Source organism: Pseudanabaena sp. FACHB-2040, assembly GCF_014696715.1.
Lineage (GTDB): Bacteria > Cyanobacteriota > Cyanobacteriia > Phormidesmidales > Phormidesmidaceae > JACVSF01.
The window spans coordinates 66,384-90,066 of sequence record NZ_JACJQO010000006.1 but is presented as its reverse complement, the minus strand read 5'-3'; the positions used below and the strand labels follow the sequence as shown (position 1 = coordinate 90,066).

The following is a 23,683-nucleotide window of genomic DNA, read 5'->3' as shown; positions in this document are numbered from 1 at the left end:
TTCCTAAATGCTCGGATAGACAGTTTAAGGTAACTCTAAGATTTTAGGCGGATGGGTATCTACTACTACTGGGGCGACGACGAGTTTCGGCTTAATCAGGCGGTTGCAGTCCTGCGCGATCGCACACTAGAGGCTGACTGGGCTAGCTTCAACTATGACCGCATTTCTGGCGAACAGCCCGATGGCATTTTTCAGGCGCTCAATCAAGCGATGACAGCTCCCCTGGGCTTAGGTCAGCGGCTAGTTTGGTTACAGGAAACCCCCCTAGGTCAGCGCTGCCCAGACAATCTGCTGCAAGAGCTAGAGCGCACCCTGCCTCAAATCCCTGAGACCACTGTGCTGCTGTTAACTAGCGGCAGCAAGCCCGATGGCCGCTCTAAATTCACTAAACTGCTGCAAAAGCACGGCGAAATTCGAGAGTTTGCCACTATTCCACCGTGGAAAAGCGATCAGCTGGTGCGGCAGGTGCAGGATATAGCCAAGGAGTTGGGTCTCAAGCTGGCTCCCGAAACAGCCGACCTGCTGGCAGAATCCTTGGGCAACAACACTCGTCAGATCTACAACGAACTAGCTAAACTGGCGCTCTATTGGAATGCGCCAGATCGCCCCCTGCCGCCCTCGGTGGTCAACGACTTAGTGACCGTGAGCACCCAGAGCAGCCTGAAGCTAGCGACCGCTCTACGCGACGGCAAAACTGAGGAAGCCTTGGGCCTGGTCGTCGATCTGCTGAGCCGCAATGAACCGGCTCTGCGGATCGTTGCGGCGCTCGTGAGTCAGTTTCGGCTGTGGCTGTGGGTCAAGCTGATGCAAGAATCAGGGGAACGCAATGAGCAGACCATTGCCAAAGCAGCAGAAATTGGCAATCCTAAACGAATTTTTTTCCTCCAAAAGGAGGTTAGAGGAGTCTCTCTACGGCGGCTGCAGCAGGTGCTGCCCCTGCTGCTAGAGTTAGAGTTTGGCCTTAAGCAGGGAGGAGAAGAGCAGTCAGCTTTACAGACAACAGTCATTCAAATTGGCCAACTCTTTCAGTAAAACGGCTGATAACAATAAGTTCCCCCTATTTTAAGGAACTAACCCCGCCTAGAATAAATCCAGGATATTACACGTAACTGTTTAGACGAGTATCACTGAACATAATTTAGTATGGTCATTTTTAGTATGGTCATTTTCAAGCGTCACTGTCCGCATTTGTCTCATCGCCTCAAAGGACGCTTTGGTCAGCTGATATTGGCAGGCATGGTGGCTCTTTTAGCCAATGGTTCAGGTGTAGTGATCCGGTCTGCTGGCTCAGTTCCTACTGTGGCTATCTCCCAGGCTTCGGCCCAGGGAATAGAGCTCTCGGCAGAAGAAGTTACAGGCTATGCTAACTCCATTCTGCAGATGGATGGCCCTCGCAATGATGCTCTCAACCAGATCAGGTCCCTGCTGTCGGGGGTTAACTTTGACATTTCTCAGGTTGATATGACCTGCCCTAACACTCGCAACTTAAATCAGCTGCCCCGTCCGGTCCGCAGTGAAGTGCGAGGGATCGTCGTGAACTACTGTAATCAAGCCCGCACCATTGTCGAAAGCAATGGGCTGACCGTTCGCCGCTTTAATCTCATTACGGAAGCTCACCAGAGCGATCCAGGGCTGGCCGAGCGCATTCGAACTGTTTTAGTACAGCTGCAGCAGCAGCAATCCAGACGGTAATGCAATTTAATGCAATTTATTGACCAGGCAGAAATCGGGATTCAGGCCGGAGACGGAGGCGACGGACTGGTTGCCTTCCGGCGAGAAAAGTATGTTCCAGCTGGAGGACCGGCTGGGGGCAATGGGGGTCGGGGTGGATCAGTTTATCTGATGGCCGTAGAAAATCTGCAAACCCTCCTTGATTTTCGCTACGCTCGTCAGTTCAAGGCCAAGAACGGTCAGCGTGGTGGACCTAGCAACCGCACTGGAGCCTCTGGAGAGGATCTTTACATAGAGGTGCCCTGCGGTACGGCAGTCTATGACGTGGCAACCGATGAACTGCTAGGCGATCTGATTGAGCCTCAGCAGTCGCTGTGTGTCGCTAAGGGTGGCAAGGGCGGACTGGGCAATGCCCACTTTCTTAGCAACCGCAACCGAGCCCCTGAAAGGGCGTTGCCAGGTCTGCCGGGAGAAGTTCGAGATATCCGTCTGGAGCTGAAGCTGCTGGCTGAGGTGGGCATCATTGGCCTACCCAACGCCGGAAAATCTACGCTGATCTCAGCTCTATCTGCCGCTCGACCTAAAATTGCTGACTATCCCTTCACCACCTTGATACCCAACCTGGGCGTGGTGCGCAAGCCCACGGGCGATGGCACCGTTTTTGCTGATATTCCAGGACTGATTGAGGGCGCTCATGAGGGGTTGGGACTGGGCCACGACTTCCTGCGACACATTGAGCGTACTCGCCTGCTGCTCCACCTTGTGGATGTGACAGCGGCCGATCCCCTAGCCCATTACGAGACGATTCAGCAAGAGCTGCATGCTTATGGCCGAGGCTTACCGGAGCGACCTCAAATCTTGGCGTTAAATAAGACCGATGCGCTGCTAGATGAGGAGGTAGATGCGATCGCAGCCCAACTCCAGTCAGCCAGTCAGCAGCCTGTTCATAAGATCTCAGCAGTTGCCGGAGTTGGGCTTGAGGCTCTTATGCATCAGGTCTGGTCCACCTTAGAGCAGCAGCCCGCTGACGAACCTGTAGAACCAGGGATTGAATAGAAACCAGTAGAAAGAAACAGTAGAAGAGTTATGGGGCTTAAACGGCGGCAGTTTCTCCTAGGCGGCACTACCTTGGGCCTGCTTCTAGGCGCAGCTAGCCTGCCCGGCCAGGCCCGTCGCGACAGCACTCATCCTGCTCCCTCTGGTCTATTCGCGCCCCCTCGCGGGGATGTGCGGCTGCTCGTCTTCAGCGATATCAATAGCAGTTATGGCTCCACAGACTACCGTTCTGAAGTGGTAACCGGCATCCGGCTAGCCTCCCAGTGGCAGCCTGACCTGGTGCTCTGCGCTGGAGACATGATCGCGGGCCAGAGCCGCTCCCTCAGCGTTGGGCAAATTCAGGCAATGTGGCAGGGGTTCGATCGCCAGATTTTCTCCCCATTGCAAAGTCAGGGGTTGCCCTTTGCCTTTACCCTGGGCAATCACGATGCCTCTAGCCTCCAGTCGGCAGGCGAGTATGTATTTGCTGCTGATCGGCAGCAGGCAGAAGCTTATTGGGGTCCCCGCCGTGCTGCTTTGGGTTTAGAGATGGTCGACGCGGCTGACTTTCCCTTCTACTACAGCTTTCTGCACCGCAATATTTTTTATCTGGTTTGGGATGCGTCTTCAGCCACCATTCCTGCTGCGCAACAGACCTGGGCAGACCAAGCTCTCGCTAGCCCTACCGCTCAAACGGCTGCCCTGCGAGTTGTCCTGGGCCACCTGCCTCTATATGCCGTTTCCCAAGGACGGGACCGGGCCGGAGAGATTTTAGCCAATGCTCCAGCTCTACAGACGCTGATGGAGCGGCACCGAGTACAGCTCTATGTCTGCGGTCATCACCACGCCTACTACCCAGCTAGAGCAGGTCAGCTGGAGTTTCTCAACTGCGGGGCTTTGGGCAGTGGCCCCCGCACTTGGTTAGGTCGAACTGATGCTGCGATCCAGACCCTCACGCTGCTAGACCTCTTTTTTGAGCCTAACCAGCCTCCCCACACTGTTTACACGACCTACAACATGGGTACGCTGGCCCCAATCGATCTGTCTAGGCTGCCTCGCCAGATTGTGGGACCCAATGGTCGTCTAATTCGCTCAGATTTGTCCTGGAACGATCTAACAGAAGCTGAAAAACGTCAGCTCTATGTTCCCAGCCTGCGCTAGGCTAAACAAGCTTTCATATCGTTATTGACCTACCTATAGCTGTTACCTATAGCTGTTATTAATAGGCTCCAAAATCTGGGATCAATGTTCTAGATCGTTTGTAAAATTAGTATTGTCCCAAAAAGGGCTTTTCAAGGCGCATTTCTAGAGAAATAGCGATTCCTGTCGTTACAGAGGACTAACTTTTGGCTCAAACGGTTGATTCAGTGGGCTCGTTGCAGTATCTTTGACTTCCGTATTTCTAACTAGAACTTCCTGCCTAAACGGCCCCATTCTTCATATTTTTTTGCTGAGCTTCGTTGATATCAAAATGTAGGCGGGAATTCTAAACCTATACGAGTGGGACGTTCGGCCAAAGTAATGGATCCTTTATCTTCTTACAGCACCTCTCTTGATGCCGCTGATAAATATTCTGAAATTCGCCTCTATTGTCATTTAGAAGGGGCTGCCCCAGCCGAACGCATTACCCTTCGACTGCAGGCGCTTAAGACATTAGGCTTGCTTGAGCCAGGCAACATTCCAGTATTTGAAGAAGCAGCCCAGATGGCAGCTCGCTTTCTCAACCTGTCGATTTGTACCTTGAGTGTTGCTACCGAATCTGCAGAACTGTTTAAGGCGGCGGTAGGGCTCTCCCAGCTAGGCATGATGAATCCTCTGGCCAAATCCCGCCAGCTAAGCCTAGCGGAGTCTTTCGGTGTCAACGTGTTGGACAGCGAACAGCCCTGCGTGCTGCCCAACGCGGCAGAGCATGTGGCCTTTACCGACTATCAGCTGGTGCAAAACTATGGTGTGCGGGCCTATGCTGGAGTTCCTTTAGTCACCTCTCAAGGGTGCTGTATTGGAATTTTGGCGGTCATGGATTGCCAGCCCCACGCTTTTACCCAAAAAGACATTGCTTTTCTAGAGCTAACAGCTCGCTGGGCAATTAGTGAGTATGAACGCACCTATTGGCAAACCCAGTTGCCGGTGGTGGCCAATTCCCAACCACCTGCCCCCAGCCCATCAAACCCTGGCGAACCGGGTCTCCGCGTTTTGATTGACTCGGTGCGGCTTAACCTGATCACTCAACTAGCTCAGGAACTACGCAGTCCCCTGACCTCTGTTGTTGGCATGGCCAGCATGTTGAGCCGAGAGATCTATGGCCCTCTCACCGATAAGCAGCGAGAGTACACTCAAATAGTTTGCAGCAGCAGTCAGAGGCTGATGGCCCTGGTCGATGAAATTGTAGAGCTGGGAGCCTTTGATGAGAACTACCAGCAGCTAGTGCCCACCTCGGTTGATATTGAGATGCTGGGCCAACAGGTGCTAAAAACCCTGGAGCAAATTACTGAGAAGCGGCAGCAGCGGCTCAGTTTGACTATTGAACCAGGTCCTAGGGTGTGGGCGTTGGATAAGAGCAAGGTCAAGCAACTGCTCTATCACCTGATGTTTAGCGTGATTCAGATGTCGGGGGAGAGCAGCATTGTTAGACTACATGCCTCTCGTCGGGGAGAGCGGCTGAATCTGGCGGTTTGGCTGTCTAATCCTTGGTTGGGAGAGGGACTGCCTCAGCCTCTGGTAAACTTGGGCAATCTTTTTTTAGGTCAATCTCACAATCCGCTGACTGGGTTGGAGACTTTGAACTATCTAGCTAATAGAGGAGAAGAAGCGTTTTTTATAGACGCTGAGCTGCCTGATCAGGGCACCGATTTGCCTCAATATTCTCGGGAGCTGTTGGGCCTTTTATTGAGCCGCCACTTGACGGAGCTTCATGGCGGGACAATTGCTGTGCAGGGCACCGCTGAGTCTGGGCATCGGTTTGTGGTCAGTCTTCCTTCTTTGGTTTCAGCTTCAAGGCTGGTGGAGTTTAGCAGCTGATCTGCAGGCGCTACGGTTGCAGGGAATAGGATAGTCTTTGCAAAAGCTTAACCTTGAGCTGCTCTTCTCTTAATCTGTGGCTCAGATCATACATTCTGGTGCTCTGCCATCCCTGCTAGAAAAGGTGAGTTTAGGGCTGACAGGTAAGCTAGCGCAGGAGGCAATGTCCCTCCTGATTCAATCTGCTGCCGTTGTCAGGTCATGCCATGCGATTTCAGGAAAAGGGACTCAAGCCGGCTGCTTTTACTGTCAAGGGAGACTGCATTCTCGTGGTAGACGACGAGGATCTGATCCGAGAAACGGTGGCTTTGGCGTTGATCGATGAAGGCTATCAGGTTGTGACGGCCAGTAGTGGCTCTCAGGCAATGGATTTGTTGTGTCCTACCGATCGCAACTTGCCAACTGTACCGCCAATTGATTTAGCCATCCTCGACCTGATGCTGCCAGGAGTAGGGGGGCTAGATCTCTGTCGCTTCATGCGGCACCAGAACCTGGATCTGCCGATTTTGATTTTGAGCGCCAAGGCTAGTGAAACAGATCGAGTGGTGGGGCTGGAAGTGGGGGCCGACGACTACCTAGCCAAGCCCTTTGGCATCAGGGAACTGGTGGCGCGCTGTCGGGCTCTCTTGCGCCGTCATCACTGGGCAAAGCAGGTGCAAACGGCCTCAGTTTTGGCCTATGGGGAGATTACGCTTTATCTGAACGAATTTCGGGTAGTGGTGCGGGGGCAAGAGATTAACCTTTCACCCAAGGAATTTCGGATTTTAGAGCTATTTTTGACTCACCCCAACCGGGTCTGGTCGCGCGAGGAACTGATCCAGGAGGTCTGGGGATCTAACTTTGTGGGCGATCGCAAAACCGTCGATGTTCATATCCGCTGGCTGCGGGAGAAGATCGAGCCTGACCCGGGGCGGCCTCAATATGTGATTACTTTGCGGGGGTTCGGGTATCGGTTTGGGTGAACGGTAGGGGGTAGAAGGGCAAGAGGAGGTTTTTGCTCAAGCAGGGGCGGGCTAGGTTAAATGCTGCTTTAGGGCTTGGCAGAGGGTTTGAATGACTTGCACGCGAGCGTAGCGCTTGTCGGTGGCGGGAATGAGTTGCCAGCGGGCAAATTCGGTACTGGTGTTGGTGACCATGTCAGAAACAGCGACTTCGTAGTCGTGCCACCTTTCTCGGTTGCGATAGTCTTCTTCGGTGATTTTGTATTTTTTGTAGGGGGTATTTTCTCGCTGCTGAAAGCGGCGCAACTGTTCGTCGGCATCGATGTGCAGCCAAAACTTAAGCAAAATAATGCCGTGGCCGGTGAGCTGTTCTTCGAAGTCGTTAATTTCGCTGTAGGATCGCTGCCATTCGGGTTCGCTGGCGAAGTTTTCTACTCGTTCTACCAGCACCCGACCGTACCAGCTGCGATCGAAGATTAGCACTTTACCGGCACGGTGCAGGTGCCGCCAGAAGCGCCAGAGGTAGTGGTGGGCCTTTTCCTCGTCGGTGGGGGCTCCAATGGGAATGACTTTGTAGACTTCGGCGTCCATGGCCTGAGTCAAGCGCCGGATCACGCCGCCTTTGCCTGCTGCGTCCCAGCCCTCGAATACCAAGACGGTAGAGAGTCCTGCTTGAAAGGCTTTACGGGTAAGTTTATGGAGTTTTGCCTGGTACTGATCGAGCTGGGGCCGATAGTCTTCCCAGACAATGCTGGCGCTCAGATCCACGGTGCTCAGTACTGTTTGCTGGTAGTTGGGCAGGGTGACGGTGGCGGGTAAGGCGACGGGCCGTTCCTGGGCGGGGCCATTTTGCGATCGCGCTGCCAGAGCGCTGAGAATTGCCTGGGCGACCGTGACAATTCGGTAGCGAGAATTGCTGCTATCCACCAAAATCCAGGGAGCCATTGCTGTGCTGGTCAGCCGCACTAGCTGCTCGCCTACCCGAATGGCGTCGTCATAACTTTCATAAACGGCCCAGGTGCGATCGTCTGTCCACCCGTTGCGGGAGTTTTTCTTGCGACGCTGTTCATGAATGGCTTTGGGTAGGTGCAGCCAAAATTTAAGGATCAGCGCGCCGTCGTCGGCTAGCGCCTGCTCAAAGCGGCAAATGTGCTGGCAGCGCTGCTCAAACTCAGCATTATCAATCTCTTCTCGAACCCGTTCAGCCAGAGCGCTAGCGGCCCAAGCCCCCATGAAAACGCCGATCTTTCCCTGAGGCGGCAGAACGTACCAATAGCGCCAAAAACGGGGCCGCTGCTGCTCTTCCTGACTGGGCCTGCCAAAGTAGAAAGCTTCGATGTAGCGGGCATCCATCCACTCCATCAAGCTGTTGAGAACCGCGTTGCAGGCGTGGCGGTCATCTCCAAGAATCAGGATGATGACCGGGAAGTTAGCCTGCCGCAGTTCGTACTGGGCATTGACTAAATCAACCCGCAACTGTGGAACAACTTGTTTATAGTTGTCTTTAGAGAGTTTCTGACCCAGTTCAACCGCTTCAAACAAACGTGGCCTCCTCGATCCTGCTGCTCAGGCTTTAACGGTAAGGGAGGATGTGGTTGCTGATGGGAGACGGCAATATTTCGCAACTCCCTGAGGTCTGTTTGAAGGCTTTGTCCAAGGGCAGCGGCTAAGTTTATCTAACTCTGGCTTGTTGCCCCAGGACTAAGGTCAAAAGTCTGCTTCCTCACCTGCTAGTTCTACCCCACTTGGAGAAATGAGCAAAGAGTTTAACCTTGTCAAAAAATTGCGCAATTTGGCTTTATCGGCCCAGCTTCAGTGCCGATAGTATGATTTGTAACTCCAGATAGACTGGACATTTCCGTTGTTGACTTTTCTCTTGTCCTGGGTTGTTTGTGTTCAGAAAATTCCGTTAAGGTGGCTGCTGACCTTAACGGTTGTTCTGCCGTCTCTGGGAACAGTAGGAACGGTTGGCGACCTGTCCTACTGCAGTAGTCAACAAGCAGCAGAACTGATCGGCCAACTAACGCAGTCAACCTCTGCCCAAAGTGAAGCCAGTCTTGGTTTATGGGATGCTACAGCCGATCAGGTAGCGGAGAGAAGGCAGCAGAGGTCTTCCCTACAGCCCCTATCTGCTTCAACCTTACCGCCTAAGATCGGGCTGCTATTTAAGCCGGGGAAGAAAACCTATTGGCTAGTGCTGGGCCTTTACCCGGCTGTGAAGGGTCGGGATAGGCAGATTGTTACAGCGGCTTCTCCCAGCGAGATGATGGGGGCTATTTTGCGCAATGGGCGCTGGGTACCGGGGGTAAGTGCGGTGGCGGGGGGCCTAGCGGCACTACTAGGGCTGGCGCTGGCGCAGTCCTTTAGGCTTTGGCTCAAACGCCTGAGCCGCGGCTCCCAGGCTATCGCTGCCGATGATTTAGGAAAAACGCTGTCACTGGCTTTGCCCGTGGACGATCTGCACCTGATGGCTCAGGCAGCGCTGCAGTCCTCTGAAGGTCGATTTGCCCACATTTTTCGCAGCAGCCCCGATCCAATTTCGATTTCGACGCTCGACGGCTGTTTTGTCGAGGTCAACGACAGCTTCCTGCGGATCACAGGCTACCCCCGTGAAGCGGTGGTAGGGCAGACGGCCCAATCTCTCAATCTGTCTGCCAATCTTGCCGAGGTCGAAGCTATTGCGGCTCAGCTTCAGGCCCAGGGCTGGGTGCGGAACTTTGAATTTCACTGGCGCGGCTTTGACGGCACCGTGATTACGTCTTTGCTGTCTTGTGACCTGATCGAGCTAGGCGATCAGACTTATGTGCTGGGCATTAGCCGAGAGATTAGCGATCGCAAACAGGCCGAAATTTCTCTGCAGGAGAGCGAGGAACGGTTTCGTCGGGTGTTTGAAGATTCTGCTGTCGGCATGGCGATTGTTGACTTGAATGGCTATCTGCTTCAGGTTAACCACGCGCTATCTGACATGGTGGGTTACGCGCAGGCGGCATTGCCAGGGCGGCGAGTCTCAGAAATTACTTGCCTGGAGGATCTCGATCAAGAAGCAGAGCAGATTCAGCTGCTGCTACGGGGTGAGCAATCTTTTGTCCGGCTAGAAAAGCGCTACCTCCACCAAAACGGGCAGATGGTTTGGGGCATTCTCAACGTTTCATTGCTGCGCGATGAGCAGGGTCAGCCACTGTACTTTGTCAGCCAAGTGCAGGATATTAGCGATCGCAAACGGGCCGAACAGGCACTAAAAGATAGCCAGGAGCACAACCAGGCCATTCTCAATGCCATCCCTGATCTAATGGCGCTGGTCAGCCGAGATGGACGCTTCATCTATCGGTTCGTCTCTCAGGGCTTTGCTGATTTGGTGCCGACATCGGTCGATACTATCGGTAAAAGTATCTTTGAGGTGCTGCCTACGGAGATAGCAGTCAATCATGCCCAAGGGATTGAGAGGGCCATTGTAACTGGGCAAACTCAAGTCTTTGAACAAACCTTTCAGGTTGATCAGGAACTTTGGTACGAAGAGGTGCGGATCACCTCCTGCGGCGAAAATCGCGCTTTGATTATCGTGCGCGACGTTAGCGCCCGCAAACGCAGCGAGATCAGCCGTAAACAAGCCGAAGCCGCCCTGCGTCAAAGTGAGGCAGAAAAGGCAGCCATTCTCAATGCCATCCCTGACCTGATGTATCGGCTGCGGGCAGATGGTACTTACCTAGGCTATGTTCGCACTAATCAAGTTATTGATTTGCTGCCTGAAGGTTTTGATCCGATAGGGCGCTCCCAAGCCGAGTTTCTGCCGCCCTCAATAGTAGAACGGCAGCAGCACTATATCAAACAGGCCTTGAAAACCGGTGAGACGCAGGTATTTGAGCAGGAATCTGAGATCAACGGCAGACAACAGTACGAAGAGGTTCGGGTGACAGTTAGTGGCCCCGATGAGGTTCTTTGCATCGTCCGCGACATTACCGAACGTAAGCGCGCTGAAATCGCCCTGAGGGAAAGCCAGCATGCTCTGGCAGTGGCTCAACGCATTGCTCAATTGGGCAACTGGTCGTTTGACCCGGAGTCGGGTGAGGTGGTCTGGTCTGAGGAAGTGTTTCACATCTACGGCCTCGATCCGAGTCAACCCGCGCTTGACTATCAGCAAACGCTGCAGCATACATTGCCCGAGGATCGACCTTGGCTTGAAGCTGAGGTGCAACGGCTGATTCAGTTTGGGGGCACCTACGAGCTGGAGTGCCGAATCGTACATCCCGATGGGACGTGGCGCTACGTTTTGGGCAAAGGGCAGGCCGTGCAGGATGCGGTTACCGGTAAGACAGTGCGCCTCTTTGGCACAGTGCAGGACATTACCGAGCGCAAGCGCTCAGAGAGCCAGCTCCGGCAAAGTCTGGAGCGCGAGCAGACCGTGGCCCGCATGGTTGAGCGGATGCGCCAGACCCTCGATCTGGCGACTATTTTTGAGGCTACGGTGGATGAGCTGCGGCGGGTACTGGGGTGCGATCGCAGCCTCATCTATCGGTTCCATCCCGACGACACTGGTCAGGTCGTGGCTGAATCAGTTGGCGAGGGGTGGCTGGCGCTGCTGCCCCGTAAACCGTTAGGCACGCTGGAAGCTCACCCAGTCGTTGAGCCGGTAGCACCCGCGCAAGTTGCGATCGCAAGTCTCCTGCTGCAGGCAGTTTCAATCGACCTGCTAGGCACCGGCATGCGTCCCTTACAGGTTGACAACATCTACGGAGCCAGCTTACATCCCCGCCGTGTCGAATGGCTAGAGCAGCTGCAGGCCAAAGCCTATGTGATTGCCCCCATCGTGCAGGGAGATCAGCTTTGGGGGCTGCTGGCTGCCTACCAAAACAGCAATCCCCGCGCCTGGATAGACACAGAGACAGGCATCTTAGTGCAAATTAGCGCCCAGCTAGCAGTCGCCATTCAGCAGGCTGAGCTGTTCTTCCGGCTGCAGCAGCAGTCTCTGGAACTGCAGCAGGCCAAGGAGGGGGCCGACAAAGCTAGCCAGGCAAAGAGCGAGTTCTTAGCGATTATGAGCCACGAAATTCGCACCCCTATGAATGCCGTCATCGGCATGACCGACCTACTGCGGGAGACCGACCTGAGCCCACGTCAGCTAGAGTATGTCGAGACTGTCCGCAGCAGCAGCGAGTCTTTGCTCACCATCATCAACGACATTCTGGACTTCTCAAAGATTGAGTCAAACAAGCTGGCACTAGAGATCTCTCGCTACAACCTGAGAGCCTGCATTGAGGACACATTGGATTTGTTGACCCCCCAGATTGCCCGCAAAAGCCTCAGTCTGGCTTACTCCATTGCGCCCGATACGCCAATTCATTTGCAGGGAGACGTTAACCGCCTGCGGCAGGTGCTGGTTAACCTGGTGGGCAATGCCCTGAAATTTACTGCCCAAGGGGATGTCGTAGTCAGCGTCAGCAGCGATCAGCTGCCAGCGGCGGGGCGCGACTGCGCTCTCTATGAACTTCTGTTTGCAGTTCGCGATACCGGTATTGGCATTCCTCCAGATAAGTTAAACCACCTATTTCAGCCCTTTAGTCAGGCTGATACCTCCACCACCCGGCGCTTTGGCGGTACCGGTCTGGGGCTGGTTATTAGCAAGCGCCTCTGTGAAATGATGGGAGGCCGCATTTGGGTAGAGAGCGACGTGGGACACGGGTCTACCTTTTACTTCACCATTCAGGCTGAAGTTTGGGCCGAGGCTGACAGTCAGCCCCACCAGCCAGTTGCCGTTGTCAGCCGTGCCACCGCTCAACTACCGGCAAACATTCTGCCGCTTCAGCCCCACCCCTTGCGGATTTTGGTGGTCGATGATGTGCCGGTCAATCAGCGGGTAGCTCAGCATATGTTGCAGCGCCTGGGATATGCCAGTATCAGCCTGGCCAGCAATGGTATAGAAGCGCTAGATTCGGTGTGCCGCCAGCCTTACGATGTGGTCTTTATGGACGTGCAGATGCCAGAGATGGACGGACTAGAGGCGACCCGGCGCATTCGGCAGACTGCCCTGCCCCAACCCTACATTATTGCCATGACGGCCCATGCAATGGCTGGCGATCGGGAGCGCTGTCTGACCGCAGGCATGGATGACTACCTCAGTAAGCCAATCCGGCGCGACGGTGTGCTGGAGGTGCTGCAGCGATATGCTGTCCGGGTGCAGCGAGGGTAGTTCAGCTAGCGGCAGCTAAGCCTCAGGTTTTGCCTTCGGGTTTTTCTGAAGGTTTTTTGGGGCAGTCTCTAGGGGTTTACGCGGCCCTAGCTTGCCCTGTTTGCGGCTGCCAAACATGTGGGCATAGACGTAGGTAAACTCCCCGCCCAGGAAAAAAATCTGGCTGGTAAGGTAGATCCACAGCATCAGCACCATGACCCCACCGACCACGCCATAGGAGCGAAAGCGACTGCCAAGGCTAATCACGCTGTTACTGATGAGCTGCTGCAGCAAGACCCATAGCAGGGCCGTTAGCAGACCTCCCAGCCAGACATCTCCCCAGGCTACGCGGGTAGAAGGCAGCACGTTGAACAGCACCATAACCACTAGGGCCAGCGACAGGAAGGAAATGCCCGCCTGAAACCAAGGCAACAGATTCACCTGATTGATGGTGACCAGATCGACCCGTTCACTAAACTCCCCCAAAATCCGCATCAAGGCATCAATGGCGATGTTGGACAGCAGGGAAACCAAAATCAGCCCAGCGGAGCCAATCACCATTAGGAAGGCAAAAATCCGCTTCCAGAGAAAATTAAGCGCGATCGCAGTGACCCCGCCGCCGTCCTCAGCCCGGGGTTTGACGTGCCAGATCTTGTCAAAGGCACGGCTCAGCGCCCCAAAAAAGCCGCTAGCGGTAAATAGCAAAATGCCAAAACCAATGATGCTAGCGCTGGTGCTACCCGTGTGCAGCTGCAGCAGCGCGTCCTGCACGACTCGAAAGGCATCGGATGGCAGCGCCTCCTGAGCAAACCGCACGATCTGGTTATACGCCATTGTATTGGGGCCAATCACAAACCCCACTACGCTCAAAATCACCAAAATAATTGGAAACAGGGAAAACAGTGAGTAGTAGGCCAAAGCCGCCCCCATTTCTAGACAGTCATCCCGCTGCCATTTCAGAATCGTGTGGCCTAGGAGCTTGACCCAGGCAGATCGCATCACTCGATTTTGACTGAACTTAACCACAGCTCACCTGTATGTTCGATCGCCCCAAACGCTATTCCTGATTGAATCATTTCACCCTGATTCTGAGCTAGAGCCTCAGAAAAGACCATCGTCTACCCAAAAAACGCGAAAGCAGTCACAAAATACTCGCCATTTTGCAGCAGTTGAAGTACAAATAGCCAAGGATGGATAACCGAGATTCTGCTGGCTGGATAATTAAGAAGAGTCTACTCTTCCATTTTCCATTTAAGTTTCTGCAGATCCGCTCTCTGCGAAAAATAGAAATGCTCTTTTGAGCAAATTTTATTTGCAGGTGCTACGAGAAATTGATAATTTACTTAACAATCCCTTGTCGCCTGTGCGGTTCTATCAATATTTTGCTAACGTCTAGGCAATCTAGCGGACGTGTTTGTTAACGTTTCGGGACGTGTTCCATGAGTCAATCCTCCGAGGTCGATACCCTCACTCTGTCTGCCAATGAAACTTCTGAACTAGATGCGGCAACTTTGGTAGATTCCTATGCCGAGCATCTGATGGATAACCTGTTTGAAGATGTAGACAGGTTATTAGATGGCAGCGAAGAGGTTGCTCCCGTGGGCTCAGGGCAGTTAGTTACAGTAATGACAGACAGCACCGACAATGTGCTCTCTGTGCAAGATAGCCCCGAAGTCGCCTTGCAGACTTTAGAAGGCTCTACTGCAGTCGTCACTACACCACCACCACCTCATCCCGTAAAACGGCGCTGGCTCAAGCCTTCTCTCGAGTACGTGCTGCTGTTGGGGGCACTTTGCTCAGCGGTCGGTCTAGGCGTGTTGTGGGCAATTAACCAGCAGCGCCTGAGTCAGGCTACTCCAGTTGCTGCAGGGGCCAGCTCCGCTGTAGCCCAGCCAGTGCAGTCCAACCCAGAATTTCTCAACTATCTCCAGCGCTCTCTAGAAGTCATTGCTAACCGGAGCGGCTCCAGCGGTAGCTCGGCGAGTGTAGATATGCCTACCGTAGCGGTTTTGCCAGGTTCGTCGATGGTAGTCCCCCCCGCCCCTGTAGGTGCACCTGCGATTTCAGGGGCCCAAGGCCCAGTCAACGTCATTGAGCGGGTCTACATTCCCTATCAGTCGGCCACCGCTCCGGCGACGGTGCCTCCAACGGCAGCAGCTCCGACTGCTCCAACGGCTCCAGCAGCGGGCCAGCCTGCTAATGTAGCTGCCGGAGTCGCTGCTGTGCACACGCTAGTGGGCGTACTAGAGCTGGGCTCTCGCTCAGCAGCCCTGTTTGAGGTCAGCGGGGTGCCCCAACGGATTTATATCGGAGAACGGGTTGGCAGCAGCGGTTGGAGTCTAGTCTCAGTCTCCAACGAAGAGGCCGTTATCCGTCGTAATGGAGAGGTTCGCTCCGTCTTTATCGGCCAAAAATTTTAGTGCATCCGACTACACTGGATGCAGGTAGCGTTAGCTCAGGGGAGCAGCCGATATGGGTTTATTTGAAGATCTCAGCCGGTTCTTAGAAACTCGGCTAGATGAATTTTTGCGGGCAAATCCCCAGCTGGAGCTGATGGCCTTAGAGGATCAGCTACGGGGCCAGGAGGAAGACGCCATCAACCTGCTTGGGGATCTCAAACGCCGAGAAAAGCAGCTGGAGGACGGTATTTTGTCGACCGCGCAGGACATTCAGCGGTGGCATGCCCGGATTGAGAAGGCTAGGGCCTCTAACCGCCTGGAACTTGTGCAGGCGGCCGAAGAGCGGGAAGCAGCTCTTTTGCGGCAGGGCAATCATCTCTGGGGTCAGATGAAAGGCGTCAAAGAGCGTGCTGAGCAAGCCCGTGAACTCCAGCGCCGTATCCACGACCGCCGCCGCGAGCTCAAAACTAAAATTGCCCAAGCTCAAGCCGAGCAAGCTGCTCAGCGCACTACCCCTCAGAGTTCTACCTCCAGTTGGGAAACTGGGTGGAACCAAAGCCCTTACAAAACTTTTACCCAGCCCCTTGACCCTCTAGAGGAAACTTTTCAGCGGTGGGAAACCCAGGAAGAGCTGGACAATCTCAAGCGTCAGATGGGTAAGTAGGGATCTAGACAACCTCCGATGGGGGATCTGCTTACCTTTGCTGCGGAGGATGGGCCGAAGATGCTTGGCTTTTTGGTTTTTGAATTTCAAATGAAATCGACTGTGGCGAGTTTGTAAGGGGCTGATTGGGGATCGCAGAAGCAGCTTCTGCAGGGGAAGCTGGAGCGGGCAATGGTTTTGTCTCTGCTTCTTGTATTGGGGACGGGGGCTGGGGTTTTCCTAATTGACCTAATTGGGTGTTGGATGCGATCGCAAGCACCAGCCCTCCCACAATAGTGGTAGGCCAAGGCAACTCTACCCCACCTGCCCAGGGTATCTGCCCAATCCACTGCAGCCCCTCTGCGACAAAGAACAGAAGAAAAAAGCATACCAACCAGAGCTTCATACCTACTTAAGCCCCATTTCAGGGAACCACAGCCATTTTACTGGCATAACCCTAGCGCATGGTGGCGGATATGGTCAGCCATAAAGGTAGAAATGAAAAAGTAGCTGTGATCGTAGCCTTCTTGAAGCCGCAGAGTCAGCGGTTGCTTGGCCTCCTGGCAGGCCAGCTCAAGCACCTGGGGCATCAGCTGGTTATCGAGAAATGAGTCAGCCTCACCCTGGTCGATCAAAATCAGGCGGTTCGAGTCAGCGTGGTGCTTTACCAGTTCGCTGGCATCGTACTGTCGCCAAGCCGTCAGATCTGCCCCTAGATAACGGCTAAATGCCTTTATCCCCCAAGGGCTCTGCATCGGCGCACATATTGGGGCAAAGGCAGAGATCGTCTTAAAGACATCCGGGTTCCGCAAGCCACACACTAAGGCTCCATGACCGCCCATGGAATGACCGAAAATGCCCTGGCGATCGGGCTGAATTCGGAAGTTTGCGGCAATTAGCTCAGGCAACTCCTGCACTACGTAGCTGTACATCCGGTAGTGCTGGCTCCAGGGTTTCTGGGTTGCATCCACATAAAATCCGGCCCCAGTGCCAAAGTCCCAGTCATCCTCCTCCCCCGGAATACCTAGCCCTCGGGGGCTAGTGTCGGGGGCAACCAACATCAGCCCATGCTCAGCAGCATACCGCTGAGCCCCGGCTTTAGCCGTAAAGTTGTCCTCAGTGCAGGTCAGCCCTGACAGGTAGTAGAGCACTGGCACCGGCCCCTCTTGAGCCTGCGGCGGTACAAACACGGCAAACTGCATGGGGCACCCGCATTCGCGAGAGGAATGGCTGTAGTAAGCCACCAGACCCCCAAAGCAGGCAAACTGTTTAACTAATGTCAGTGATGTCATAGATGCCCAATTTTGTGGTCAAATACTCTGAATCAAATTAAACAGAGTGATCAAAATGCAACGACACTGCGGATGCTCTCACCCTCATGCATCAGGTCGAAGGCGTGGTTGATCTGATCTAGGGGCAAGACGTGGGTAATCAGGTCGTCGATGTTGATTTTATTGTCCATATACCAGTCCACAATCTTAGGTACGTCAGTACGGCCTCTGGCCCCGCCAAAGGCACTGCCCTGCCAAACCCGACCCGTCACCAGTTGAAAGGGGCGAGTGCTAATCTCTTGTCCCGCTGCGGCAACCCCAATAATGGTGCAGACGCCCCAGCCTTTGTGGCAGCACTCGAGAGCCTGTCGCATCACATTGACATTGCCGATGCACTCAAAAGAATAGTCAGCCCCGCCCCCAGTTAACTCCACCAGATGCGCCACCAAGTCCCCTGAAACTTCCTTGGGGTTAACAAAGTGGGTCATGCCAAACTTTTCTGCGATCGCACGTTTGCCCTCATTCAGGTCTACCCCAATGATCTTATCTGCGCCCACCATGCGGCAACCCTGGATCACATTCAGCCCAATGCCGCCCAAACCAAACACGACAACGTTGGCCCCCGCTTCAACCTTGGCCGTAAAGATGACCGCCCCAACCCCGGTTGTGACTCCACAGCCGATGTAGCAGACCTTGTCAAAAGGAGCATCTTCTCGAATCTTGGCTAAGGCGATCTCAGGCAACACCGTGTAGTTGGCAAAAGTCGAGGTACCCATATAGTGATACAGCGGCTTTCCATTTAAAGAGAAGCGGCTAGTACCATCCGGCATCAAGCCCTGACCCTGAGTCGTGCGAATCGCCTGACAGAGGTTTGTCTTGCGGCTGAGACAGAATTTGCACTGGCGACATTCAGGCGTATAGAGCGGAATCACGTGGTCGCCCGGCTTGAGACTTTTGACACCCGACCCCACCTCAGCCACAACACCCGCCCCTTCATGGCCCAAAATGGTCGGAAACAGGCCCTCTGGATCTTTGCCGGAGAGAGTGTAGGCATCGGTATGACAGATGCCGGTTGCTTTGATTTCAACCAGAACTTCTCCCTCTTTCGGGCCTTCTAGCTGAACAGTCTCAATACTGAGGGGTTTTCCGGCCTCAAAAGCAACGGCAGCCTTGACATCCATAGCTACGTCTCCTGCATAACAACCTGCGTGATGCTAGCTTAACCGCCGAGGCGACCTGGAAACTAGAAAAATTTGGTTAAAGCTGAATCGTTGGGCTCTAGCTAATTAGGCTGAACCTTGCTTCCTTTACCTCTGCTCGTGGGAAATCTCAAATAAGTCCTCCAATGAATGCTGCTGTGGGGACTAAAGCATTAGTTGGCACAGGCCAATACTGGCCCTCCGGCAACAGCTAAGGAGCGTGATGAGCACGGTTCTCAGCTGTTGCCGGAGGGCTCTTCACCAAGACACACTGATTCAGGGGTATCCCAACTATGAAATACACCTCATCGGACTGGCCAAAGCCAGCCCTCAATTGGTCTGGGCAGTCTGGATTTACGCTGCTAGAGAGTCTAGCTGGCCTGTCAATATTAGCTATCCTGGCTGCCATTGCCTTACCGGTCTACCTCGCCTGGTACGATGCCTACTGCTTGACGGCGGCCCAGCGTGAAATTCATCAGGCCATGCGACATGTCCAGAGCGAGGCTATTCAGAAGAAGCGCGAGGGGCAGTTCAGCATTCGGGAGAATGGAGACCATCTGGAATGGGCTAAGCATGATCAAGCTATTGATCCGGCTCAAGTCAAAGTCTGGAAGCCGCTGGAGAAGTCAGTCACCTTCGATATCAGCAATACAACCCTGCTGAAAAAGCAAGACGTTTACTATACCCAGTTTGGTTATCAGGGAGATGTGAGCGCCCGGTTGGGTCGAGTTACTTTAATGAGTAGAAATGGCGGCAGGGCAAAGCGCTGTGTAATCGTTTCTACGCTGATTGGAGCCCTGCGGGATGGACGAGAGCAACCTACCCCTGACAGCAACGGACGGTACTGCTACTAGGATGAAATAAGGGGGCAGGGCGTGATTAGTTTGAGCCCTTTGTTCTCTATTACCGGCCTACTATTTTGAGAATCCCTATGAGCGAGACTGCAAAAGCTTGGTACATCGTGCAAACTGAGGCTGGGCACTGTTCCATCATGACAGCGGACCAGATCCCCCAGTCAGACCCTACAGCTGCTAAGCAGTGGGGTCCCTTCGTTTCTGAGGCAGAAGCCGTCGCTCGGCGGGTAGGCCTGATTCGCTCGGGCAAGTGCAAACCCGTATAGCCTCATCTTAATGACAGAATCAAGCTGTTCTGTGCTGGAGTAAGGCGCTTTCTTTAGATAAAGAAGGAGTGTTGCAATAGCCACTTGGACCATCGCAACACTCCTCTGCTACGGGTAGCTCGAACCTTTGGCTAGATCCTTTAGTTGGTGGGAGTCGGGATTGAGGTTGTTCCTACATTCGTACCTCGGGCTGCCCGAATGGCATCTGTCAGCACCTCTAGACCTCGTGCGTATTGAGGATCTTCAGGAGTGCCGATGAGATCGCGGTTGTCCGCTAGAGCCTCTCGATCGGTGTCGCTTAGGTCAACCTGCACATCTGGATCAATGCCGTGCTTGTTGATATCTCGGCCACTCGGGGTCAGATACTTGGCAACCGTCACAGCAACGCCGGAGCCATCAGCTAGACTGCGAACCGACTGCACCAAGCCCTTACCAAAGGTGCGAGTGCCCACTAGCGTAGCCCGATCGTTGTCCTGCAGGGCTCCAGAGAGGATTTCGCTGGCGCTAGCAGAACCGCCATCGACTAGAACCACTAGGGGTTTGTTAGTCAAAGCCCGACTGTTGGCAGCTTCCTCGTCGGTTACACCCTGTCGATTCACGGTGGACACAATCGTTCCAGAGTCAATCCACATGCGGGCGATGTCAATGCTGGAGTACAGTAACCCTCCTGGATTGGATCGCAGATCAAGGACATATCCAGTAACATCCCGCCCCTCTAGGGCCTGAATGGCTTCGCGCATTTCCGCTGCCGCATTGGCGCTGAACTGAGTCAACCGAATATAGCCAATTGGCCCTTCTGGCCCCTCCTGGTAGCTATAGCGAACTGGATGAATCTCAATCCGGGCTCGGGTCAGCTCATACTCGATTTCCTCGCTGCCTCGACGGATCTTGAGCTGCACCTGCGATCCTTCTGTGCCTCGAATCCGGTTGACCGCTGCATTCAGGTCCATCCCTGTAGTAGATTCCCCGTCAATCTCTAAGATCACGTCCTTCGGGCGGATACCCGCTTCAAAGGCAGGCGTGTCTTCGATGGGAGAGACTACTACGATCTCCTCAGTCTCTTCCTCCTGAGAAATTTGAATCCCGACCCCGGTCAGTTCGCCCGAGGTATCGATCTGCATATTGCGGAATTCTTGGGGATCCATGAACCGGGTGTAGGGATCGTTTAGCTTCTCCAGCATCTCCCGGACAGCCACGTAGGCTTCTTCCTGGTTGGAGTAGGAACGTCCTAAATAGTCAGTTCGAACAGACTCCCAATCCACCTGATTGAAGGTGGCATCGACATAGTTACGGTCAATGAGTTGCCAGACTTCATCAACCAGCTCTTTCGGGCTCTCTTGAAAGAAGGCCTTGCTTTGGGAAAGATGAATGCCTGCCCCTGTGACAATGGTTGCAGCTACTGCTACCGCTGTCGCCCCCAGGACTAGTCCGCGCTTTGGAATCGCCATAGAAAATCTTGTGATCGGGCCAATTACGCTCAATCTAGCACAAGCCTCTCTGGGGAGAGTGGTAGAAGATACCGAGACCCCCTCTACTGATAGGAAGTCCCTGGAATCTTCATACTTGTTAATTGTTGTCAGAGCTTAGCGTGCTTGCCTGCGGGCATCTGCGCTAAGGATCAACCCAGCGATCATCGGCCTTGATTAGGTTAATCAGCTCTGCGACTCCCTGGTCCTCAGGCACTTTCTTAATCTCTTCCCGGCCCCGATAGAGGGAGATATAGCCAGGGGTTTTACCCACGTACCCATAGTCTGCATCTGCCATTTCCCCAGGGCCATTGACAATACAGCCCATGACAGCGATGTCCAACCCCGTGAGGTGCTTAGTGGCCTCTCGCACCTCGTGCAGCACGTCTTCCAGGTTGAACAGCGTGCGTCCACAGGACGGGCAGGCCACGTACTCCACCATCGTCTTACGCAGCCCTAGAGCTTGCAGGATGCTGTAGCACACCGGAATTTCTTTTTCAGGGGCTTCGGTCAAAGAAACCCGGATAGTGTCACCGATGCCGTCGGCTAGCAAAGGGGCGATCCCTGCTGTGGACTTGATCCGGCCATACTCGCCGTCGCCTGCCTCAGTGACGCCTAGGTGTAGGGGATAGTCCATGCCCAGTTCGTCCATGCGTTGGGCCATTAGCCGGTAAGCGGCGACCATGACCGGCACCCGCGAAGCCTTGAGGGAGATAACTAAATTCCGGAAGTCCAAAGACTCGCAAATACGGATAAACTCTAAGGCCGATTCCACCATGCCTTCTGGCGTATCGCCGTAAGTAAAGAGCATGCGTTCTGCCAAGGAGCCGTGGTTGACCCCAATACGCATGGCTTTGCCCTGGTCTCGCAGAGAAATCACTAGGGGCTCTAGAGTTTCCCGGATTTTCTGACCGATATCTTCAAACTCTTGCTGGGTATAGCCGGTGCGCTCTGCCTGGGGCTTTTCAAAGACATAGAGGCCGGGGTTGATCCGCACTTTGTCAACGTGCTTAGCCACTTCTAGGGCAATTTTCATGCCGTTATGGTGAACGTCTGCCACTAAGGGCACAGGTCGGTAGGTGGCTTCTAGCTTTTTGCGGATGTCAGCTAGGGCTTTGGCATGGGCCATGCTAGGCACAGTGACCCGGACAATTTCGCAGCCGATCTCGTGCAGTCGCTGAATGGCGGCTACAGACCCGTCAATGTCCAGGGTGTCTTCATTAATCATCGACTGGACAACTACCGGGTAACCTCCACCGATGATGACGTCGCCCACCTTGACAGGTCGGGTCTTGCGTCGATGGATAGTGGTGTCAAACCCAGGGTTGGATGCGATCGCAGAGGACGAGGTCGGGGGAGATGGTAGCGTCTGCATAGGATCTACTCAATCTTTAAAGTTGCTGTGCCGTCCTAATTTCAATGACGTTTCACAGTTCAATACTCAGGTTGCCACAGATCGGGGCGATTTAGATGCGGTAGAGACGACATTGCCTCTCTAGCTCAGCTTCGCCGTACACTCCAAAATTAACCGCTGATTAATGAGAGAAAACGGCTGTACCTCTAGAGCTTTGCGAAAGGCTTGGATAGCAGCTCCATAATTTCCCAGCGCTGCATGGCAGAGGCCCAGTCCGTGGAGTGCCCCGAAGTGATAGGGAATGAGCTTGATCACCTGCTCACAGTCTGCGATCGCATCCCAATAACGCTTCTGGGTAAAATACAGCACTGCTCGCCGGTTCCAGGCTTCGGCAAAATCGGGCTGCCCCTGAATGATGCCAGAGAGCAAGTCTGCTGCTGCCTCAAACTGACCTGTTTCGAGTAGCGTCTGGCTTTTCATCAGCTGTTGGGTGGCGTAGATGCCCTTCTGCTGAAACCAGAGACGCCAGAGCTCATCGGTGGCCTCTTGCCGAATCGCTTCATCAGGATGCTTTAAAGCATCAAGCAAATCGGAGATCGGAGTGTTTTCCATCAAAGCAGGGCGAGAGGGGGCTTCTATAAATTACCTTAAGGGATTTTTAACAAGTATTGCAGTCTCTACCGGAATGTGAATCTCTAAGACTCAACCGGGAACTTTAAGTTTGGCTCAGTAAGGAATTGCGTATTAGCGCTTCTGACGGTGCTTTTCTACGTCAAACAGTGGCAGAGAGTACCCAAGACAGCTCATTCGTATTTTCTGCTCTGGATCCCCAGTTTTGGTGAAAACCTGCTGCTAGACCTAGAGGTAACTTTTTTAGTTCCCGCTGCGATCGCTCACCGAATCTGGGCAAACTACCAAGTGTGCATCCATAAAACCTTTGCACACCAACCATTTCGATAGGTCTTACATCTATCGGCATTGGAGACTCTCACCGGGAATTTTCCCGACTACATAAGTTAACTCTTGACGTTTTGGGGTTTAAAGACTATGGCTGTTGAAAAAGTAAACTCATCTTCCAGCTTGGCAGAAGTAGTTGACCGCATTCTGGACAAGGGCATCGTAATTGATGCTTGGGTCCGCGTCTCCCTAGTCGGTATCGAACTGCTAGCTGTGGAAGCCCGAGTCGTAATCGCTTCGGTAGAAACCTACCTGAAGTACGCAGAAGCCGTTGGTCTGACCGCTCAGGCTGCTGTTCCTGCCGTTTAGGCCGACTGCATCATCTAAATTACTTCCTGACAGACTATGGCATTAGGAATCCTGCCTCGACCACAGCTTCCTAACGCTCTATCTCTAAGGGTGATGTCTAACCTGATCCGGCTCCTGCCTGTACTTCAAGGCTGTCC

The 23,683-nt window shown here is 53.8% G+C and carries 19 protein-coding genes; 12 read left to right on the top strand and 7 right to left on the bottom strand.

The annotated features are described in order from the left end of the window. Window positions 1–51 precede the first annotated feature (51 nt). The 6 genes from holA (at window position 52) to H6G13_RS09810 (ending at window position 6,686) form a co-directional block, all read left to right on the top strand. Window positions 52–1,032 (top strand): DNA polymerase III subunit delta, encoded by a 981-nt coding sequence (gene holA, locus H6G13_RS09835; RefSeq protein WP_190483034.1) that lies wholly within the window; start codon window positions 52–54, stop codon window positions 1,030–1,032. A gap of 111 nt (window positions 1,033–1,143) precedes the next feature. Next, a complete protein-coding gene (locus H6G13_RS09830; RefSeq protein WP_190483033.1) occupies window positions 1,144–1,692 on the top strand; it encodes a DUF4168 domain-containing protein in 549 nt (182 codons plus the stop codon). A gap of 9 nt (window positions 1,693–1,701) precedes the next feature. Continuing rightward, entirely contained in the window at window positions 1,702–2,727 is a 1,026-nt protein-coding gene (gene obgE, locus H6G13_RS09825) for a GTPase ObgE (protein WP_190483032.1), read from the top strand. A 30-nt stretch (window positions 2,728–2,757) separates the two neighbouring features. Then, window positions 2,758–3,867, top strand: coding sequence for a metallophosphoesterase (locus H6G13_RS09820; RefSeq protein ID WP_190483031.1), 1,110 nt, complete (start codon window positions 2,758–2,760; stop codon window positions 3,865–3,867). A 360-nt stretch (window positions 3,868–4,227) separates the two neighbouring features. Continuing rightward, entirely contained in the window at window positions 4,228–5,724 is a 1,497-nt protein-coding gene (locus H6G13_RS09815) for a GAF domain-containing sensor histidine kinase (protein ID WP_190483030.1), read from the top strand. 206 nt (window positions 5,725–5,930) lie between these two features. Beyond that, on the top strand, window positions 5,931–6,686 hold the full coding sequence (locus H6G13_RS09810) for a response regulator transcription factor (RefSeq protein ID WP_190483029.1): 756 nt from the start codon (window positions 5,931–5,933) through the stop codon (window positions 6,684–6,686). 51 nt (window positions 6,687–6,737) lie between these two features. Here H6G13_RS09810 and pap read toward each other — a convergent pair whose 3' ends face one another. Further along, entirely contained in the window at window positions 6,738–8,207 is a 1,470-nt protein-coding gene (gene pap, locus H6G13_RS09805; RefSeq protein ID WP_190483028.1) for a polyphosphate:AMP phosphotransferase, read from the bottom strand. Window positions 8,208–8,541: 334 nt separating this feature from the next. Here pap and H6G13_RS09800 point away from each other — a divergent pair, with 334 nt between their 5' ends. Then, entirely contained in the window at window positions 8,542–12,849 is a 4,308-nt protein-coding gene (locus tag H6G13_RS09800) for a PAS domain S-box protein (protein WP_190483027.1), read from the top strand. Between the two features lie 15 nt (window positions 12,850–12,864). Here H6G13_RS09800 and H6G13_RS09795 read toward each other — a convergent pair whose 3' ends face one another. Beyond that, window positions 12,865–13,854, bottom strand: a complete 990-nt coding sequence (locus H6G13_RS09795) for a YihY/virulence factor BrkB family protein (RefSeq protein WP_347277457.1) — start codon at window positions 13,852–13,854, stop codon at window positions 12,865–12,867. Window positions 13,855–14,267: 413 nt separating this feature from the next. Here H6G13_RS09795 and H6G13_RS09790 point away from each other — a divergent pair, with 413 nt between their 5' ends. Next, on the top strand, window positions 14,268–15,248 hold the full coding sequence (locus H6G13_RS09790) for a hypothetical protein (RefSeq protein ID WP_190483026.1): 981 nt from the start codon (window positions 14,268–14,270) through the stop codon (window positions 15,246–15,248). 52 nt (window positions 15,249–15,300) lie between these two features. Further along, the gene (locus tag H6G13_RS09785) at window positions 15,301–15,891 is read left to right on the top strand and encodes a TIGR04376 family protein (RefSeq protein WP_190483025.1); all 591 of its coding nucleotides are present in this window, start codon (window positions 15,301–15,303) and stop codon (window positions 15,889–15,891) included. A 422-nt stretch (window positions 15,892–16,313) separates the two neighbouring features. Here the strand turns inward: H6G13_RS09785 and fghA are convergent, their stop codons facing one another. Together fghA and H6G13_RS09775 are read right to left on the bottom strand one after the other, a co-directional pair. Next, the gene (gene fghA / locus H6G13_RS09780) at window positions 16,314–17,162 is read right to left on the bottom strand and encodes an S-formylglutathione hydrolase (RefSeq protein ID WP_190483024.1); all 849 of its coding nucleotides are present in this window, start codon (window positions 17,160–17,162) and stop codon (window positions 16,314–16,316) included. A 50-nt stretch (window positions 17,163–17,212) separates the two neighbouring features. After that, window positions 17,213–18,322 (bottom strand): S-(hydroxymethyl)glutathione dehydrogenase/class III alcohol dehydrogenase, encoded by a 1,110-nt coding sequence (locus tag H6G13_RS09775; protein WP_190483023.1) that lies wholly within the window; start codon window positions 18,320–18,322, stop codon window positions 17,213–17,215. Window positions 18,323–18,633: 311 nt separating this feature from the next. On the opposite strand from H6G13_RS09775, the gene H6G13_RS09770 reads away from it, so the two are divergent. Beyond that, entirely contained in the window at window positions 18,634–19,194 is a 561-nt protein-coding gene (locus tag H6G13_RS09770; RefSeq protein WP_190483022.1) for a GspH/FimT family pseudopilin, read from the top strand. A gap of 77 nt (window positions 19,195–19,271) precedes the next feature. Then, on the top strand, window positions 19,272–19,460 hold the full coding sequence (locus H6G13_RS09765) for a DDE transposase family protein (RefSeq protein WP_190483021.1): 189 nt from the start codon (window positions 19,272–19,274) through the stop codon (window positions 19,458–19,460). Between the two features lie 140 nt (window positions 19,461–19,600). Here H6G13_RS09765 and ctpC read toward each other — a convergent pair whose 3' ends face one another. From ctpC to H6G13_RS09750, 3 genes are all read right to left on the bottom strand, one after another. Continuing rightward, window positions 19,601–20,908, bottom strand: coding sequence for a carboxyl-terminal processing protease CtpC (gene ctpC / locus H6G13_RS09760; RefSeq protein WP_190483020.1), 1,308 nt, complete (start codon window positions 20,906–20,908; stop codon window positions 19,601–19,603). 163 nt (window positions 20,909–21,071) lie between these two features. Further along, entirely contained in the window at window positions 21,072–22,301 is a 1,230-nt protein-coding gene (ispG, locus tag H6G13_RS09755) for a (E)-4-hydroxy-3-methylbut-2-enyl-diphosphate synthase (protein ID WP_190483019.1), read from the bottom strand. Between the two features lie 120 nt (window positions 22,302–22,421). Next, entirely contained in the window at window positions 22,422–22,892 is a 471-nt protein-coding gene (locus tag H6G13_RS09750; RefSeq protein ID WP_190483018.1) for a tetratricopeptide repeat protein, read from the bottom strand. A gap of 435 nt (window positions 22,893–23,327) precedes the next feature. Here H6G13_RS09750 and gvpA point away from each other — a divergent pair, with 435 nt between their 5' ends. Next, window positions 23,328–23,546 (top strand): gas vesicle structural protein GvpA, encoded by a 219-nt coding sequence (gene gvpA, locus H6G13_RS09745; RefSeq protein WP_190483017.1) that lies wholly within the window; start codon window positions 23,328–23,330, stop codon window positions 23,544–23,546. Window positions 23,547–23,683 lie beyond the last annotated feature (137 nt).

Coding starts and splice junctions, on each gene's coding strand:
- H6G13_RS09785 (WP_190483025.1), top strand. CDS start 15,301: ATGGGTTTATTTGAAGATCTCAGCCGGTTCTTAGAAACTCGGCTAGAT.
- ispG (WP_190483019.1), bottom strand. CDS start 22,301: ATGCAGACGCTACCATCTCCCCCGACCTCGTCCTCTGCGATCGCATCC.
- H6G13_RS09815 (WP_190483030.1), top strand. CDS start 4,228: ATGGATCCTTTATCTTCTTACAGCACCTCTCTTGATGCCGCTGATAAA.
- H6G13_RS09750 (WP_190483018.1), bottom strand. CDS start 22,892: ATGGAAAACACTCCGATCTCCGATTTGCTTGATGCTTTAAAGCATCCT.
- obgE (WP_190483032.1), top strand. CDS start 1,702: ATGCAATTTATTGACCAGGCAGAAATCGGGATTCAGGCCGGAGACGGA.
- H6G13_RS09810 (WP_190483029.1), top strand. CDS start 5,931: ATGCGATTTCAGGAAAAGGGACTCAAGCCGGCTGCTTTTACTGTCAAG.
- H6G13_RS09830 (WP_190483033.1), top strand. CDS start 1,144: ATGGTCATTTTTAGTATGGTCATTTTCAAGCGTCACTGTCCGCATTTG.
- gvpA (WP_190483017.1), top strand. CDS start 23,328: ATGGCTGTTGAAAAAGTAAACTCATCTTCCAGCTTGGCAGAAGTAGTT.
- H6G13_RS09770 (WP_190483022.1), top strand. CDS start 18,634: ATGAAATACACCTCATCGGACTGGCCAAAGCCAGCCCTCAATTGGTCT.
- fghA (WP_190483024.1), bottom strand. CDS start 17,162: ATGACATCACTGACATTAGTTAAACAGTTTGCCTGCTTTGGGGGTCTG.
- holA (WP_190483034.1), top strand. CDS start 52: ATGGGTATCTACTACTACTGGGGCGACGACGAGTTTCGGCTTAATCAG.
- H6G13_RS09775 (WP_190483023.1), bottom strand. CDS start 18,322: ATGGATGTCAAGGCTGCCGTTGCTTTTGAGGCCGGAAAACCCCTCAGT.
- ctpC (WP_190483020.1), bottom strand. CDS start 20,908: ATGGCGATTCCAAAGCGCGGACTAGTCCTGGGGGCGACAGCGGTAGCA.
- H6G13_RS09765 (WP_190483021.1), top strand. CDS start 19,272: ATGAGCGAGACTGCAAAAGCTTGGTACATCGTGCAAACTGAGGCTGGG.
- H6G13_RS09790 (WP_190483026.1), top strand. CDS start 14,268: ATGAGTCAATCCTCCGAGGTCGATACCCTCACTCTGTCTGCCAATGAA.
- H6G13_RS09820 (WP_190483031.1), top strand. CDS start 2,758: ATGGGGCTTAAACGGCGGCAGTTTCTCCTAGGCGGCACTACCTTGGGC.